This window comes from Neorhizobium sp. R1-B (assembly GCF_004368875.1).
Taxonomy (GTDB): domain Bacteria; phylum Pseudomonadota; class Alphaproteobacteria; order Rhizobiales; family Rhizobiaceae; genus Neorhizobium; species Neorhizobium huautlense.
Genome location: NZ_SOEM01000002.1, coordinates 44,759 through 58,610, shown reverse-complemented (window position 1 = coordinate 58,610; position 13,852 = coordinate 44,759). Strand labels below are relative to the sequence as shown.

At 61.7% G+C, this 13,852-nt stretch carries 20 protein-coding genes; 15 read left to right on the top strand and 5 right to left on the bottom strand.

Annotated features, from left to right (window positions below):
* Nucleotides 1-32: 32 nt before the first annotated feature.
* Nucleotides 33-470, bottom strand: a complete 438-nt coding sequence (locus EDE05_RS27480; protein ID WP_348631311.1) for a helix-turn-helix domain-containing protein — start codon at nucleotides 468-470, stop codon at nucleotides 33-35.
* Between the two features lie 469 nt (nucleotides 471-939).
* On the opposite strand from EDE05_RS27480, the gene EDE05_RS03040 reads away from it, so the two are divergent.
* Together EDE05_RS03040 and EDE05_RS03035 are read left to right on the top strand one after the other, a co-directional pair.
* A complete protein-coding gene (locus tag EDE05_RS03040; protein WP_105373714.1) occupies nucleotides 940-1,308 on the top strand; it encodes a response regulator in 369 nt (122 codons plus the stop codon).
* Nucleotides 1,309-1,491: 183 nt separating this feature from the next.
* Nucleotides 1,492-3,381 (top strand): ABC transporter ATP-binding protein/permease, encoded by a 1,890-nt coding sequence (locus EDE05_RS03035; protein ID WP_105373715.1) that lies wholly within the window; start codon nucleotides 1,492-1,494, stop codon nucleotides 3,379-3,381.
* Between the two features lie 215 nt (nucleotides 3,382-3,596).
* On the opposite strand, the gene EDE05_RS03030 is transcribed toward EDE05_RS03035, so the two are convergent.
* Entirely contained in the window at nucleotides 3,597-3,794 is a 198-nt protein-coding gene (locus EDE05_RS03030; protein WP_105373716.1) for a hypothetical protein, read from the bottom strand.
* A gap of 507 nt (nucleotides 3,795-4,301) precedes the next feature.
* Between EDE05_RS03030 and EDE05_RS03025 the strand changes: the two genes are divergently transcribed.
* The 3 genes from EDE05_RS03025 (at nucleotide 4,302) to EDE05_RS26695 (ending at nucleotide 6,170) form a co-directional block, all read left to right on the top strand.
* Nucleotides 4,302-5,000: a phosphatidylserine decarboxylase gene (locus EDE05_RS03025; protein WP_105373762.1), complete on the top strand. Its 699-nt coding sequence runs from the start codon at nucleotides 4,302-4,304 to the stop codon at nucleotides 4,998-5,000.
* 19 nt (nucleotides 5,001-5,019) lie between these two features.
* Entirely contained in the window at nucleotides 5,020-5,856 is an 837-nt protein-coding gene (pssA, locus tag EDE05_RS03020) for a CDP-diacylglycerol--serine O-phosphatidyltransferase (protein ID WP_105373717.1), read from the top strand.
* 176 nt (nucleotides 5,857-6,032) lie between these two features.
* Nucleotides 6,033-6,170, top strand: a complete 138-nt coding sequence (locus EDE05_RS26695) for a hypothetical protein (protein ID WP_165924147.1) — start codon at nucleotides 6,033-6,035, stop codon at nucleotides 6,168-6,170.
* Nucleotides 6,171-6,174: 4 nt separating this feature from the next.
* Here EDE05_RS26695 and EDE05_RS03015 read toward each other — a convergent pair whose 3' ends face one another.
* From EDE05_RS03015 to EDE05_RS03005, 3 genes are read right to left on the bottom strand one after another with little or no spacing between them, the layout of a single operon-like run.
* Complete coding sequence (locus EDE05_RS03015; RefSeq protein WP_112802309.1) at nucleotides 6,175-6,798, bottom strand: LysE/ArgO family amino acid transporter; 624 nt, start codon at nucleotides 6,796-6,798, stop codon at nucleotides 6,175-6,177.
* Between the two features lie 31 nt (nucleotides 6,799-6,829).
* Nucleotides 6,830-7,597, bottom strand: a complete 768-nt coding sequence (locus EDE05_RS03010; protein WP_134099943.1) for an SOS response-associated peptidase — start codon at nucleotides 7,595-7,597, stop codon at nucleotides 6,830-6,832.
* Between the two features lie 47 nt (nucleotides 7,598-7,644).
* Entirely contained in the window at nucleotides 7,645-7,971 is a 327-nt protein-coding gene (locus EDE05_RS03005; RefSeq protein WP_134099940.1) for a YnfA family protein, read from the bottom strand.
* A gap of 47 nt (nucleotides 7,972-8,018) precedes the next feature.
* Between EDE05_RS03005 and EDE05_RS03000 the strand changes: the two genes are divergently transcribed.
* The 10 genes from EDE05_RS03000 (at nucleotide 8,019) to EDE05_RS02955 (ending at nucleotide 13,782) form a co-directional block, all read left to right on the top strand.
* A complete protein-coding gene (locus EDE05_RS03000; protein ID WP_132410015.1) occupies nucleotides 8,019-8,315 on the top strand; it encodes a type II toxin-antitoxin system RelE/ParE family toxin in 297 nt (98 codons plus the stop codon).
* 2 nt (nucleotides 8,316-8,317) lie between these two features.
* Nucleotides 8,318-8,617, top strand: coding sequence for an addiction module antidote protein (locus EDE05_RS02995; RefSeq protein WP_132410017.1), 300 nt, complete (start codon nucleotides 8,318-8,320; stop codon nucleotides 8,615-8,617).
* A gap of 10 nt (nucleotides 8,618-8,627) precedes the next feature.
* Nucleotides 8,628-9,047 carry an NUDIX hydrolase gene (locus EDE05_RS02990; protein WP_132410019.1) on the top strand — a complete coding sequence of 140 codons (420 nt, stop codon included), beginning with the start codon at nucleotides 8,628-8,630 and terminating at the stop codon, nucleotides 9,045-9,047.
* Nucleotides 9,048-9,077: 30 nt separating this feature from the next.
* A complete protein-coding gene (locus tag EDE05_RS02985; RefSeq protein ID WP_105373763.1) occupies nucleotides 9,078-9,521 on the top strand; it encodes a TIGR02301 family protein in 444 nt (147 codons plus the stop codon).
* A 101-nt stretch (nucleotides 9,522-9,622) separates the two neighbouring features.
* On the top strand, nucleotides 9,623-9,880 hold the full coding sequence (locus EDE05_RS02980) for a hypothetical protein (protein ID WP_134099937.1): 258 nt from the start codon (nucleotides 9,623-9,625) through the stop codon (nucleotides 9,878-9,880).
* A gap of 15 nt (nucleotides 9,881-9,895) precedes the next feature.
* Entirely contained in the window at nucleotides 9,896-10,669 is a 774-nt protein-coding gene (locus tag EDE05_RS02975) for a hypothetical protein (protein WP_134099934.1), read from the top strand.
* Nucleotides 10,670-10,742: 73 nt separating this feature from the next.
* On the top strand, nucleotides 10,743-11,585 hold the full coding sequence (locus EDE05_RS02970) for a folate-binding protein YgfZ (RefSeq protein ID WP_134099931.1): 843 nt from the start codon (nucleotides 10,743-10,745) through the stop codon (nucleotides 11,583-11,585).
* A 56-nt stretch (nucleotides 11,586-11,641) separates the two neighbouring features.
* Nucleotides 11,642-12,247: an HD family hydrolase gene (locus tag EDE05_RS02965; protein WP_245422974.1), complete on the top strand. Its 606-nt coding sequence runs from the start codon at nucleotides 11,642-11,644 to the stop codon at nucleotides 12,245-12,247.
* Entirely contained in the window at nucleotides 12,244-12,780 is a 537-nt protein-coding gene (locus EDE05_RS02960; RefSeq protein WP_134099926.1) for a tyrosine phosphatase family protein, read from the top strand. The genes EDE05_RS02965 and EDE05_RS02960 overlap by 4 nt, the downstream gene beginning before the upstream one ends.
* Nucleotides 12,781-12,888: 108 nt before the next feature.
* Nucleotides 12,889-13,782, top strand: coding sequence for a mechanosensitive ion channel domain-containing protein (locus EDE05_RS02955; protein ID WP_132410029.1), 894 nt, complete (start codon nucleotides 12,889-12,891; stop codon nucleotides 13,780-13,782).
* Nucleotides 13,783-13,852: the final 70 nt, after the last annotated feature.

Genomic DNA, 13,852 nt, shown 5'->3' with positions numbered 1-13,852 from the left:
CTTGAGGCTTGCGCTGGATCTGCGCCCGGCGCTCACATTTCCCCCAGAAGCTCCCGATACTCCTCCTCGGGCCTGCCATAGGCGTCCCGGGCATAATCCTTCATCGCCTCGCGGTTTCTAATGACGATAAGGCCGCGTTCGGAGCGGATGAACCCGTTTCCTTCCAGGACATGAAGAGCCGTGGTGACGCTCGGACGTCTAACCGCCAGCATCAGCGCGATGTACTCGTGGGTGATAGCCAGTTCCGACCCGCCGACACGATCCTGCGCCATCAGCAGCCATCGTGCCAGCCGCTCATCGACCTGATGCACCGCATTGGAGAGGGCGGTATAGCTTACTTGAGTGGCCAGAACATGTACCGATTTCGCCAGCAGGTCCGCGAAGGGGCGGCTTTTTGCAAGCGCATGCCCAAAGGTCGCAATGTCGAGACGGTGACCCCAGCCTGGAGACTGAATTAGGACTTCATGCAAACTTTTCGCGCTGCTCACAGAGGGCGGCGTTGGGGCAAATCCATCTCGCCCCAACATTCCGGCTTCCGCCTTCTGTCCCTCTGCTGAAACCGAGACAATCGAGGCAAGCCCGCTTTCGAGAAAGTAGACATGTTCGATACTTCCCCCAGCTGGTGCAAGAAGAAAGTCCTTGGGGAGCTCGATCCTCTCCAGAGAAGACGAAAATAGTGAAAGCTCCGTGTCCGGAAGCAATCGAAGAAGTCTGTTCTTGAAATTGGAATTTTGCGGCGACGGCATAGTCTTGCCCTCCACTGGGGCAAGAGTAAATGCATCTCCTAGTCGCCCGCGCCCTTTTTATTCAAAGCAGACGATGACGATCCATATATCAACAATGAGGCCGAATGAAGCGCTCCGTACGACACCGGACTAAGCCGGACCTGCGATAGGAAGACAATTATATTCGATGCGATAATAAGAGGTATCAGCCGCTATGAAGCGCCCCACGATCCTACTGCTGGAAGATCAGCCGCTTGTTTCTTGGGACGTTGAGGAAATGCTACGCGATGCAGGTTTGGGCGAGGCAGTGATGATGGCTTCGTGTCGCGATGCGGAGGCCTGGCTGGTTGACAGATCACCGGACGCGGCCGTCCTGGACATCTTCCTGCGCGACGGCGAATGCGTTGAAATCGCGGAAACCCTCGTGAGGCGCAATATTCCCTTTGTCGTCCACAGCGCCCACAGCGAGCCGTCCGACGCCCACGCCGTGTTTCTCCACGGTCAGTGGATTTCCAAGCCGGCCGACCCGACCGAATTGCTCCACGCCATCCGCTTGTGCCTGCTGCAGGCTCATTGCGCCTGAGGAACAAAGCTCCACCCGCTTTCTGCCTGGCGGACGGCTGAGGTTCACACACCTCCCCCGCAAGGGCCCTGTACCGCAATAGCGAGCCGGAGGGCCGCATGTTTCATCAAACCGTCATTGCAACATTCTCCTCCGACCCTTATGTGCCGGGTGGCGTTTTGACGCGCCCTCGCGGAGACTTTCATGGCGGACAAGAAAAAGACCGTATCGGCGGATGCCAGCAATCCGCTCGGCACCCTCGTCAACCTGTGGCCCTATATGTGGCCGGAGGGCCGTGCGGATCTGAAGGCGCGCGTGCTCTGGGCGACCTTCTATCTTTTTCTCGCCAAGTTCGTGCTGCTCGCCGTTCCCTATTTCTTCAAATGGGCAACGGATGCGCTGAACGGCAGGCTGGACATGGCGGGGATCCTGCCGGCCTTCCTGCTCGGCGCCGTCATCCTTGTCATCGCCTATAATTTTACCCGCATCCTGCAGGTGGGGCTCAACCAGCTCCGCGACGCGCTGTTTGCCTCGGTTGGGCAACATGCGGTGCGCCAGCTCGCCTACCGTACCTTCGTCCATATGCACCAGCTGTCGCTGCGCTTTCACCTCGAGCGCAAGACGGGCGGGCTGTCGCGCGTCATCGAGCGCGGCACCAAGGGGATCGAAACGATCGTGCGCTTCACGATCCTCAACTCCGTGCCGACGCTTCTGGAATTCCTGCTGACGGCGATCATCTTCTGGGTCAGCTACGGCTTCTGGTACGTTCTCGTCACCGCCGTGACCGTCTGGCTCTATATCTGGTTCACCATCAAGGCGAGCGACTGGCGCATAGGCATCCGCCGCTCGATGAACGACAGCGATACGGACGCCAATACAAAGGCGATCGATTCGCTCCTCAATTTCGAAACGGTTAAATATTTCGGCAACGAGGAGATGGAGGCCAGGCGCTTCGACACGTCGATGGCGCGCTACGAAAAAGCCGCGACCGACGTCTGGACCTCGCTCGGCTGGCTGAACTTCGGCCAGGGGGTGATCTTCGGCCTCGGCCAGACGGTGATGATGGTCATGTCGGCGCTTGCCGTGCAACGCGGCGAGCAGACGATCGGCGATTTCGTCTTCGTCAACGCGCTGCTGATGCAGCTTTCCGTGCCGCTCAATTTCATCGGCTTTGTCTATCGCGAAATCCGTCAGGGACTGACGGACATCGAGCAGATGTTCGACCTTCTGGAGGTGGAGCCGGAAGTGGTCGACCGGCCGGACGCGAAGAAACTGGATATCCGCCAGGGGGCAATCGCGTTCAGGGACGTGCATTTTTCCTATGATCCGGCGCGGCCGATCCTCAAGGGCGTTTCCTTCGACGTGCCAGCCGGCAAGACGGTGGCGATCGTCGGCCCGTCGGGCGCCGGCAAGTCGACCATCTCCCGCCTGCTCTACCGCTTCTATGATATCCAGGACGGCACGATCACCATCGATGGCCAGGATGTCCGTGATGTCACTCAGCATTCGCTGCGGGCTGCTATCGGCATGGTGCCGCAGGATACCGTCCTCTTCAACGACACGGTCGCCTACAACATTCGCTACGGTCGCCCGAGCGCGACCGAAGAGGAGGTCCAGACGGCTGCCGAGGTGGCGCAGATCAGCCATTTCATCCGCACGCTTCCCGAAGGTTTCGATACGAAGGTGGGCGAGCGCGGCTTGAAACTTTCCGGCGGCGAGAAACAGCGCGTGGCGATTGCCCGCACGATCCTCAAGGCCCCGCCGATCCTGATCCTCGACGAGGCGACCTCCGCGCTCGACACCACGACCGAGCATGAAATTCAGTCAGCGCTCGATACGGTTTCGAAGAACCGCACGACGCTGGTCATCGCCCACCGGCTTTCGACCGTCATCAATGCGGACGAGATCATCGTGCTGCGCGACGGCCTGATCGCCGAGCGTGGCACCCATGCCGGGCTGCTCGCCCAGGACGGGCTCTATGCCTCAATGTGGAACCGCCAGCGCGAGGCGGTGCAGGCCGAAGAGCAGCTCAGGAAAGTGCGCGAAAGCGACGATCTCGGCATCATCCTGCGCGGCGCCCCCGCGGCGGAATAAGCTCTCCACGGATAAAAGGAAAACAATGCGATCTTCCTGGAAAAGAATGGCGGTGTTCGGCGCCATTGCGCTCGCCTATCTCCTCGTCCTGACATTTTACAGCTCGCCGCTTCTGGCATTCACGACCTGGATGGGCTGGGTCCCGCCGCAGCCCTGAAGTTGCCGGCCGTTCGGCCCTGAGCGGCGCGCCTAGTCCTTTTTTCAGAAGGAACGGCTCATTTACGATAGTCGAGCAGCCACTTCACGCCTGCGACGGACACCGTGATAAAGCCCATCCATCCTGCCCACATCTCGACATAGACCGGCGGGCTTGCCGGAACCGTTCCCTCGATGTCGTAGTAGCCGGCAGTGACGATTGCTGCGCAGGCCATGAAGGCAACCGTGGCTACGATCCAAATGCGCAGATATGTCATACATCCTCCCGTCCAGGTGCGTCATCTCTTGCGGCACGCGGCGCAATGCGCCGGACGCAATCAATAGCGGGTTTCGGGCGGTCTGGCAGGTCGTCCGATAGATGTAGGTTCTCCTTCAGCCCAGCGACGGGTTCTCCCTCCGCCGATCAATCCACCTGCATTTTTTTGCGGAAAATTACCACGAATGAGCACGAATGGCGGTCCCGTTCACGCGCCTTTCACGCGCGATTGACGGCGAGGTTGTTATCTCACAATTGCCAACAGACTGCTTGGTGGCTCGGACGGGAAAAACGGTCGAGCCACCTCTTTTTGTTGGTGAGTACTGCGTTGGGGGCATGGGGATGGGGCTCGCGCTCGGGCGGACCAGCGCGGGTCCTATCGCTCAGGCCGATGCGATGGCGACGACGCGACCGTACTGGTCTTCGCCACAGAGCGACGGAACCGCATTGCCGCAAAAACGGTTTCCCTGTAGTCAGTTCGGGCTGACCATCCAGGAGAAAACGGTTGATCAATCTCTTCGACACCATCCGCAACACGCTCGTGCCGATCCACAAGGAAGGTTATGTCTTCGTGGCGGCCTTCTTCATCGCCTCGCTGATCCTCGGCTGGATCGCCGAACCGCTGTTCTGGATCGGCCTCGTGCTGACCCTCTGGTGCGCCTATTTCTTCCGCGATCCCGAGCGCGCCGTGCCTCAGGATGACGACCTCGTGCTCAGCCCCGCCGACGGCCGCATCTCGCATGTCGCCTTCGTCGTGCCGCCGGCCGAGCTCGAGCTTGGCTCGGAGCCGATGCTGCGCATCTCGGTGTTCATGAATGTCTTCGACTGCCATATCAACCGCTCGCCGGTGCGCGGCCAGGTGACCCGCATCGAATACCGCCCCGGCCAGTTCATCAATGCCGAACTCGACAAGGCGAGCGAGGACAACGAGCGAAACGGCCTGGTCATCGAAACCCGCCACGGCAAGGTCGGTGTCGTGCAGATTGCCGGTCTCGTGGCGCGCCGCATCGTCTGCTGGGTGAAACCGACGGAACCGGTCAACGCGGGCGAACGCTTCGGCCTCATCCGCTTCGGGTCGCGCCTAGACGTTTTCGTGCCTGCCGGCGCCCAGCCACGGGTCTCGGTCGGCCAACTGGCCCTCGGCGGCGAAACCGTGCTTGCCGAATTCGGTTCGTCCAAGGGTCCGACCATCAGCCGCCGCGTATAAAGGAGCACGAGACAGCATCATGGAGACGCCAGCCCCCGACGCCTCGACCTCTTCCCCCCATGAGCCGAACCGGCCGAACGACGAGGCCCGCGGGCCTCGTCTGCGCGAGATTCCGCTGCGCCTCATGGTGCCGAACCTGATCACGGTGCTGGCCATCTGCGCGGGCCTGACGGGCATTCGGCTGGCATTCGAGGGGCGCTACGAGCTTGCGGTGGCCATGGTGCTGCTTGCCGCCTTCCTTGATGGTATCGACGGGCGTATTGCGCGGCTCCTGAAGGCCACATCGAAATTCGGGGTGCAGATGGATTCGCTTGCCGACATCATCAATTTCGGCGTCGCGCCGGCGCTCGTTTCCTATGCCTTCCTGCTGCACAATGCCAAGTCGATCGGCTGGATCGCGGGACTGCTCTATGCGATCGCCGCCGGCCTGCGTCTTGCCCGTTTCAACGTTATGGCCGACCGTGATATCAAGGCGCCCTGGCAGTCGGAATTCTTCGTCGGCGTGCCGGCGCCGATGGGCGCCATGCTGGTGCTGCTGCCGGTCTATCTCGGTTTCCTGGGTTTGGGCTCCTCCCCCCTCTTCGTATATGGGAGCGTCGCCTATACGATCCTGATCGGCTATCTGCTCGTCTCCCGCCTGCCGGTCTGGTCCGGCAAATCGAGCCGCATCCGGCGGGACCTCATGCTGCCGATCCTGCTCGCCGTGGTGCTCTATGTGGCTCTGCTGATGAGCTATACCTGGGAGGTGCTGTCGATCACGGTTATCGCCTATCTCTGCGTCCTGCCCTTTAGCGCGCGAGCCTGGCACCGCCGCTACGGCACGATCACCATCGAGGACGACAGCGCCAACGTCTGACAGGCCCCGCACTTGGTAAGTTGCAGCTTTCACGCAACAGTTTCCCGCAAGATGCAGGTTTTATGAAAAGCTGGCGAGTGTGCCGGCTTATTCAGCCACGATTCTGCCCGCTTTAATGCGGAGAGGCGCGATCGCAAATGCAAAAACAAAAGATTCGCGTGTGAGAGGAGACAGCCATGAGCAGCGAAAAACCAGTCAAGAAGACCGACACCAAGCAGGATATCAACCCGCCTTACCGCCCGCTGGCGCTCAAGGCCGTGGTTGCCGCAGCCCTGATGCTGAAGCGCAAGCCGAAGCTCACACCGGCCGGCTGATCGCCTATTTGCCGCCGAGGAAGCTCAAAACGAGCCCCAGCGCGAGCAGGCCCATCACCACGCCGATGACGACATCCAGAACCCGCCAGGCGGCGGGTCTTGCAAAGAGCGGCGCCAGGAAGCGCGCGCCGTAACCCAGCCCGAAGAACCAGGCGAACGAGGCGACCGCCGCACCGGCGCCGTAGGCGATCCGTTCGAAGCCTTCGAAGGCTGCAGACAGGCTGCCGAGCAGCACGACCGTATCCAGATAGACATGCGGATTGAGGAAGGTGAAGGCAAGGCAGGTCATCACCGCCGCCTTCAGGCCGAGACTTTCGGGAGCGCCGGCGACCATGGCACCCGGCTTTGCCGCGCGCCTGAAGGCCATGAAGGAATAGGTGCCGAGGAAGGCCGCGCCGCCGAGCGTCACCACCGAAATCAAAACCGGCGATTGCGAAACAATGGTGCCGAGACCGGCGACGCCGGCGGCGATCAGCAATGCATCGGACAGCGCGCAGATCAGGCAGAGGATGAAGACGTGGCTGCGGATCAACCCCTGGCGCAGGATGAAGGCGTTCTGGGCACCGATCGCGACGATCAGCGAGCCCCCGAGGGCGAAACCGGAAAAGCCGGCAGAAAGCAGGTTCATGGGAATATCTCGCCTGGAAAAAGAGGAAGGGTCAGAAGAGCGACATTTGATCGGTGTCTGGCTTTTTGCCTTTCGGCGGCTTCTCTTCCGGGACGGCGACGGCCACCGGCTTCTGCAGGTCCGGCCCCATATTCGAGACCTTGTTGACGAGATCGGAGACCGGCAGCGCCTCGAAAAAGTCCTCCTGCGCCGGCCGCATCAGGTCTTCCACGTGGCGCGGCTCCTGCGTCTTGCAATCAAGCCAGCGTTCGAAATCTTCCGGCTGGATCACCACGGGCATGCGATCGTGGAGGTCGCGGATCGCCGCATTCGCCGTGGTGGTCATGATCGCGGCGGTATCCACTTCCGAACCGTCCGCCGAGGACCAGGTTTCCATCAAGCCGGCAAAAGCCACGACGCCGCCGTGCTTGGGACGGATCCAATAGGCCTGCGGCTTGACGCCGCTCTCCTTCGGCGGCCGGCGCCATTCGTAGAAGCCCGTCGCCGGTATGAGAACGCGCCGATGGCGCATGGCCGCACGGAAGGAGGCCTTGCCGATTGCCGTTTCCGCCCGCGCGTTGATCAGCAGCGGAAAATCCTTCGGGTCCTTCAGCCAGCCGGGAATCAATCCCCAGCGGGCGAGCAACGCACGTCGTGTCGGCAGATTGCTGCCTGGCTCGCGGCGTTCCGATTCGATCACCACGAGGATCGGCTGCGTCGGAGCAATGTTGTAGCGCGCCGGGAAATCCTCGAGATCCACCAGACTGAAAAATTCCGAGATATCCCTGGGGGTCGCCGTCAGGGCGTAGCGTCCGCACATGCGCCTGTCATGGCATCGGCCTCAAAATGCGTCAAGCGGCGCGGCCATCAAGCACTGCGCGGCCCGAAGAAGATGATGGCGCCGCCGGCAAGGCAGACGGCGACACCGAGCGCATCCCACCGATCCGGCACCCGGGCCTCCACCATCCACAGCCATAGGATCGAGGCGAGGATATAGATGCTGCCGTAGGCGGCATAGGCGCGTCCCGCTGCATCGCTCGGCACCAGCGCCAGCGCCCAGGCAAAAAGGACAAGCGAAAGCATGCGGGGCGCCAGCCACCAGACGGACTTCTCCAATCGCCACCAGGCCCAGAAGGCGAAGCAGCCGGCGATCTCGGCAAGGGCGGCGAAGGAGTAGAGCGCGTAGGTTTTCATGAGGATGGCAGGATTGAAGATTTGTAGCTTATACGCTACATTGCCACGTGATCGAAATCCGGGAAACCAAAATCTACTCGACTTGGTTTGCCCGGTTGCGGGACGAGCGCGCGAAAGCCCGTATCAATACCCGCATCTATCGTTTGTCGCTGGGGAACCCCGGCGATGTGAAGGCGGTCGGTTCTGGCATCAGCGAGATGCGAATCGACTACGGACCTGGTTACAGAATCTATTTCACGCGGCGCGGGCAGAAATTGGTCATCCTTCTGTGTGGCGGCGATAAATCCAGCCAGACTGACGATATCCTGTCGGCGAAGGCACTGGCGGCGGACCTGGAGGACTGACTATGGCAGTCGAGACCAAGAAGTGGGATATTGTCGAGCATCTGAACAGCGACGAACGGATAGCGCTTTTTCTGGAAGCCGTGTTCGAGGATGGCGACCCAGCCGTCATCGCGGCAGCAATCGGCGATGTGGCGCGTGCCCGGGGAATGAGCCAGGTCGCCAAGGATGCCGGTTTGTCACGCGAAAATCTCTATCGAGCGCTCAGCGAAGGCGGAAATCCTGAGTTCGCGACTATCGTAAAAGTTGTCCGTGCGATCGGATACGATCTGACGATCGTCCCCCATGACGCGGCCGCCCGCTAGAAGAAGATCCATGCCCTCCTCTCCGCAAGCCGCATCCTCCGCCATTCTCGAACGGGGTGGGCGGTTCCTGCTGATCCGCCGGATGAACCCGCCGTCGGCCGATCTCTTCGCCTTTCCGGGTGGACGCGCCGAGCCGGGGGAGACGCCGGATGAGACTGCGTTACGGGAGTTTTTCGAAGAGACGGGCGTCACGGCTCGCAATCCCGTCCTTTTCGCGACCTATGACCTGATGAGCGAAAAGGAAGGCGGCAGTCATTTCTTTCTCTCGGTCTTCCGTGTCGAGGCGGATGCCGATACGGAAGTCGTCGCAGCCGACGATGCCGCGGATCCAGGCTGGTATACCATCGAGGAAATCCGCTCCCTTCCTGTGCCGCCGAGCGTGCTCGAATGCGCCGAAAGGCTGGCGGTAGAGATCAAGGCCCGCTATTAGATTTTTAATATGCCGCGCCGGATCCCGTTCATGAGTTCTATTTCGCGACTTGTCCTGATCACGCTTGTGGCGGCCGCCGCGGCGACGCCGCTCGCTGCCCAGACGACGAAACAGCCAACGGCGAAACAGCCGCCTGCCGCAGCCGTGCCGCCGCCGGCCGCAGAAGAAAAGCCGGCGCCCTATGAGGTGCAGCTGACACGCCTTGCCGAAGTTCTCGGCTCCATCCAGTATCTGCGGACGCTGTGCGGCGTACCTGCCTCCGACTGGCGCGCATCCATGCAGCAGCTGTTGGATACCGACACGGCGAACGAACCCAAACGGCGCGAGAAACTGACAGCCGCCTTCAACCGCGGTTATCGGTCCTTTGCCGCGGTGCACACCTCCTGTACAGATGCGGCCAGGACGGCGGAGGAACGATACCGTAACGAAGGCGCAACACTTGCCACAGAAATTGCGACACGCTTCGGAAATTAGAGGATTATTTACCTCTTTTCGCAGGAGGCCGTGTCGTTTTGATAAAAGACTGATAAAGTTTTTAACGGGCTAGTAATCAAACGGGCACCGAGGACATCAGAATGCAGACAGGCCGCAACGACATCGACGACATGATTGTGCATGAGAAGATGCAGGCTGCCTTGGAATATCAGAGCGAGGCCTGGGCCGACGGCCGGGCGGATGGCATCGAACCGGAAATCATCGCCGACGCGGCCCTGGTGCTTGCCATGCGGGAGACCATCCGCATCCATGGCGAGCTGGGTGCCGAAGCCATGCTCGAATCGCTGAAGACCCGCATGCTCGCTGGCGAATTTTCTCCCGAGCGAATGGTTCAATAGATAGCCGAGGTTTCCATGCGTCCTGCAGAGGAAACGACCATTTCCCCTCTTCTCATCCGCCTTTGCGCGGCAACGGTGCTTGCGGGTGCGCTGAGCCTGGCTACCGGCGGCAGTGCATTGGCACTTTCCGTACTCTCCCCCGATCAGGACGAACGCGCGCCGACACGGCAAAGCGAAGAGAAGCAAATTCTCCAGGCCTTGGATGGCACGACATTGCCGCCGCCGGGTCCGGCCATCGACCGGCCACAGACGGGCGCCGAGGACGCGCCCGCGACAACACCCGACACGAAAGCGGCCGAAACGCCGGCCAACAACGGCGACCAGTCGGCCGAGATCATCATCGACATGTCGAAGCTGCCGCAGCCGGTCAAGCATATGCGCGAGCAGCTCGTCGAAGCCGCAGCCTCTGGCGATATCGCCAGGCTTCGCCCGCTGATCGGCACCGGCGACAAACAGACGCAGGTGATGAACGGCGAAAGCGACGATCCCATCGAGACGCTCAAGAGCTTTTCCGGCGATCCCGACGGGCAGGAAATCCTTGCCATCATTCTCGACATCCTGTCGACAGGGCCAGCCCGTTTCGATGCGGGCACGCCGGACGAGGCTTATGTCTGGCCCTATTTTACCGGCAAGGCGCTCGGCTCCTTGACGCCGCCCGAGCGCGTCGATCTCCTGCGCATCGTCACCGCCGGCGACCTCGCAGGCATGGAGGAAAACGGCAACTACAACTTCTTCCGTATCGGCATCAGTCCCGACGGCAAATGGAAGTTCTTCTCCGGAGGGGATTGAGAGAACGACAAGTCTTGTCGCCGCCTGCGGGAAGACTTAATTCTCCTTTTTCCTGACAACCGGATTGCCTGCCATGTCCGCCGCCTTTCTTCCGACGCGAAGCCTGATCCGCCTTTCCGGGCGCGACGCCCAGGAATTCCTGCAGGGGCTTATCACCACAGATATCGAGGGATTGCCGGCTGGCGAGGCGCGGCCCGGTGCGCTGCTGACACCGCAGGGCAAGATCCTGTTCGATTTCCTCGTATGGCGCGAAAGCCACGATTTACTCATCGAGACCGAAGCTTCGCAGCGTGAAGCCCTGATGCGGCGGCTGACCATGTACAAGCTGCGCGCTGCGGTCGATCTCACCGCCGAATCGACGGAGGGCGTAACGGTCTTCTGGGGCGACGAGGCGGAAAAAGGCGCGGTGAAGGATGCGGCCTTCGCCAAGGCAGGCATTGTGCTCTCCCGCGTCCCCGGCAGGCAGGCGGAGGGGCCGGAGGAGACCTATCACGCGCTGCGGGCCGACGTCGGCGTGGCGCTTTCCGGTCACGACTATCCGTTGCAGGACGCTTTTCCGCACGATGTCCTGCTCGACAAGACGGACGGGCTCTCCTTCCGCAAGGGCTGTTATGTCGGCCAGGAAGTGGTTTCCCGCATGCAGCACCGCGGTACCGCGAGGCGGCGGCTGGCGCTGGTTTCCGGTGATGCCGCCCTGCCGGCCTCCGGCATCGAGATCATCGCGGGCGGCAAGACCGTCGGCGCACTCGGCTCGGTCGCCGGCAACAAGGGGCTTGCCGTCGTGCGCATCGATCGTGTCGGCGATGCACTGGCGCGCGGCCTGCCTTTCATCGTCGGCGATGTGCCGGTGAAGCTCACACTGCCGGAATGGACTGGGCTTTCATTCCCCGTCGAGGCGCAAGAGGCCGAGCCGTGACCGCAGCCACGATTTCTGCCGGGACCGATGCGCCGGGCGCCCGCGCCTGGCAACGCATGCTCTCGGGACGGCGGCTCGATCTGCTCGACCCCTCGCCTCTCGATGTCGAGATCTCCGATATCGCCCACGGCCTTGCCCGCGTCGCCCGATGGAACGGCCAGACGCGTGGCGACCATGCCTTTTCGGTCGCCCAGCATTGTCTCGTTGTGGAGGAGATTTTTCGGCGTTGCAACACATCCTGTAGTGCCGATGCGCTGCAGATGACGCTGCTGCACGATGCGCCGGAATATGTCATCGGCGACATGATCTCGCCGTTCAAATCGGTCGTCGGCGGCGGCTACAAGGCTGTCGAACAGCGGCTGGAGGCGGCGATCCACCTGCGCTTCGGCCTGCCGCCGCATGCATCCCGTGACCTGAAGGCGCTGATCAAGAAGGCCGACACGATCGCCGCCTTCTTCGAGGCAACCGAACTCGCCGGCTTTTCCGTCGCCGAAGCGCGGAAATTCTTCGGCCAGCCGCGCGGCATCACCCGCGACATGCTGCCGATCGCCCCGATGCCTGCGCTCGAAGCACAGCGGCGCTTCCTCGACCGCTTTCATGACATCGAGGCCGCACGCGGCCACGGCAAGCAGGCGACCGAGACGACCAAGAGGGAACCATGACCTCAATCGTCGTCTGTCCGCTCGCAAACATTGCCGAGATGGCCGTCAGGCACCGGGCCGGGGCGATGGTGAGCCTCATCGCCGAACGCCAGGATTTCCACCGGCCGGGAGTGATCGCCGCCGAGCGCCACCTGAAGCTCGCCATGAACGACATCGGTTTTGCCGGTACCGGGGACCTCATCGCACCCAGCGAGACGCATGTCGAACGCCTGATTGCCTTCGTGCGGGACTGGGACCAATCGGCGCCGATCCTCATCCACTGTTGGATGGGCGTCTCCCGTTCCCCCGCGGCGGCCGTCATAACGGCATTGGCGCTCCATCCGGAAGAAGACGATTTCGAACTTGCCGGCCGGCTGCGAAAAGTGGCACCGCATGCCACGCCGAATTCGCGGCTGATCGAGATCGGCGACCACATGCTCGGCCGCAACGGGCGTCTGATCGCGGCGGTCAAAGGCATCGGCCGCGGGGCCGAAACGGATGGCCGGGCATCCTTCGTATTGCCTCTCCAGGTCACTTTAGACCTTAAAAACTAAGTTGTTTCAATCACCTATTGGTACAATTAAACGACCGTCTTTTTTGCCTTGACCTCCCGGCCTGCTGCGCCAATTACGGGCCATCCAGAGAAAGGAGCGGTCGACCGGATGGAACAGACATCGGATTTCGTTGTGGCGACAAGAGCGGCACTCGCTCAACTGAGCGCTCTGGCGGTGCAGTATTCCTTCGCCGTGATCGGCGCGGTCGTGCTTCTCATACTTGGCTGGATCGCCGCGCGGATGCTCAGCAACTGGGCTCACAGCGGGCTGTCACGCATACACGGCATCGACGCCACCCTTGCCCAGTTCTTTTCCAATATCGTCCGCTACGTGGTCCTGATCCTGGTCATTGTCATGGTGCTCGGGCAGTTCGGCGTCCAGACCGCCTCGATCCTCGCAGCGCTCGGTGCGATCGGCCTTGCGGTCGGGTTGGCGCTTCAGGGAACGCTTCAGAATATCGCCGCCGGCATCATGCTGCTTGTGCTTCGTCCCTTCCGCGTCGGCGAGACGATCGAGACCAGCAGCGTGACCGGCACGGTCGTTGAGGTCGGCCTCTTTGCGACCGAGCTGAAGACAGCGGACGGGATCTATCGTCTCGCACCAAATTCGACCCTCTGGAACGTGCCGATCACCAACTATAGCCGGCGCAGAACCCGCCGCAACGAGATTTCGGTGCATATCGGCGCAGACGAGGACATCGGCGCGGCACAGGCACGGCTTCTCCACATTGCCCGCGACGACAAGCGGGTGCTGGATGATCCCGCCCCGGCCGCCTTCGTTGCGGAATTCGACGCCGGCGGCACGAAAGTCACACTTCGATACTGGACAAAAAGCAGCGATTGGTGGAATGCCAGCCGCGACTTGTCGAAGGCGATCAAGCTCGCCTTCGACAAGCGACCGGAAAAGATTCCAGACCCTCAGGCAAATTCGCGCGGCACTGCCGGTGCGAGCGGACCTCCGGCTCCTTACGGTGCGGACGAACCGGCGACAGCGCGGTCCTGAAGGAAAGGATGCACCAGGTCTGGCCTTACGAGGAGGCCGGGCCTGGTGCGCAAAATCTTCGAAAGATAAA

Bases quoted from the DNA above. Each gene is read 5' to 3' on its own strand.
- EDE05_RS03040 (WP_105373714.1), top strand. From the start codon at position 940: ATGAAGCGCCCCACGATCCTACTGCTGGAAGATCAGCCGCTTGTTTCT.
- EDE05_RS03035 (WP_105373715.1), top strand. From the start codon at position 1,492: ATGGCGGACAAGAAAAAGACCGTATCGGCGGATGCCAGCAATCCGCTC.
- EDE05_RS03030 (WP_105373716.1), bottom strand. From the start codon at position 3,794: ATGACATATCTGCGCATTTGGATCGTAGCCACGGTTGCCTTCATGGCC.
- pssA (WP_105373717.1), top strand. From the start codon at position 5,020: ATGGAGACGCCAGCCCCCGACGCCTCGACCTCTTCCCCCCATGAGCCG.
- EDE05_RS26695 (WP_165924147.1), top strand. From the start codon at position 6,033: ATGAGCAGCGAAAAACCAGTCAAGAAGACCGACACCAAGCAGGATATC.
- EDE05_RS03015 (WP_112802309.1), bottom strand. From the start codon at position 6,798: ATGAACCTGCTTTCTGCCGGCTTTTCCGGTTTCGCCCTCGGGGGCTCG.
- EDE05_RS03010 (WP_134099943.1), bottom strand. From the start codon at position 7,597: ATGTGCGGACGCTACGCCCTGACGGCGACCCCCAGGGATATCTCGGAA.
- EDE05_RS03005 (WP_134099940.1), bottom strand. From the start codon at position 7,971: ATGAAAACCTACGCGCTCTACTCCTTCGCCGCCCTTGCCGAGATCGCC.
- EDE05_RS02995 (WP_132410017.1), top strand. From the start codon at position 8,318: ATGGCAGTCGAGACCAAGAAGTGGGATATTGTCGAGCATCTGAACAGC.
- EDE05_RS02990 (WP_132410019.1), top strand. From the start codon at position 8,628: ATGCCCTCCTCTCCGCAAGCCGCATCCTCCGCCATTCTCGAACGGGGT.
- EDE05_RS02985 (WP_105373763.1), top strand. From the start codon at position 9,078: ATGAGTTCTATTTCGCGACTTGTCCTGATCACGCTTGTGGCGGCCGCC.
- EDE05_RS02980 (WP_134099937.1), top strand. From the start codon at position 9,623: ATGCAGACAGGCCGCAACGACATCGACGACATGATTGTGCATGAGAAG.
- EDE05_RS02975 (WP_134099934.1), top strand. From the start codon at position 9,896: ATGCGTCCTGCAGAGGAAACGACCATTTCCCCTCTTCTCATCCGCCTT.
- EDE05_RS02970 (WP_134099931.1), top strand. From the start codon at position 10,743: ATGTCCGCCGCCTTTCTTCCGACGCGAAGCCTGATCCGCCTTTCCGGG.
- EDE05_RS02965 (WP_245422974.1), top strand. From the start codon at position 11,642: ATGCTCTCGGGACGGCGGCTCGATCTGCTCGACCCCTCGCCTCTCGAT.
- EDE05_RS02960 (WP_134099926.1), top strand. From the start codon at position 12,244: ATGACCTCAATCGTCGTCTGTCCGCTCGCAAACATTGCCGAGATGGCC.
- EDE05_RS02955 (WP_132410029.1), top strand. From the start codon at position 12,889: ATGGAACAGACATCGGATTTCGTTGTGGCGACAAGAGCGGCACTCGCT.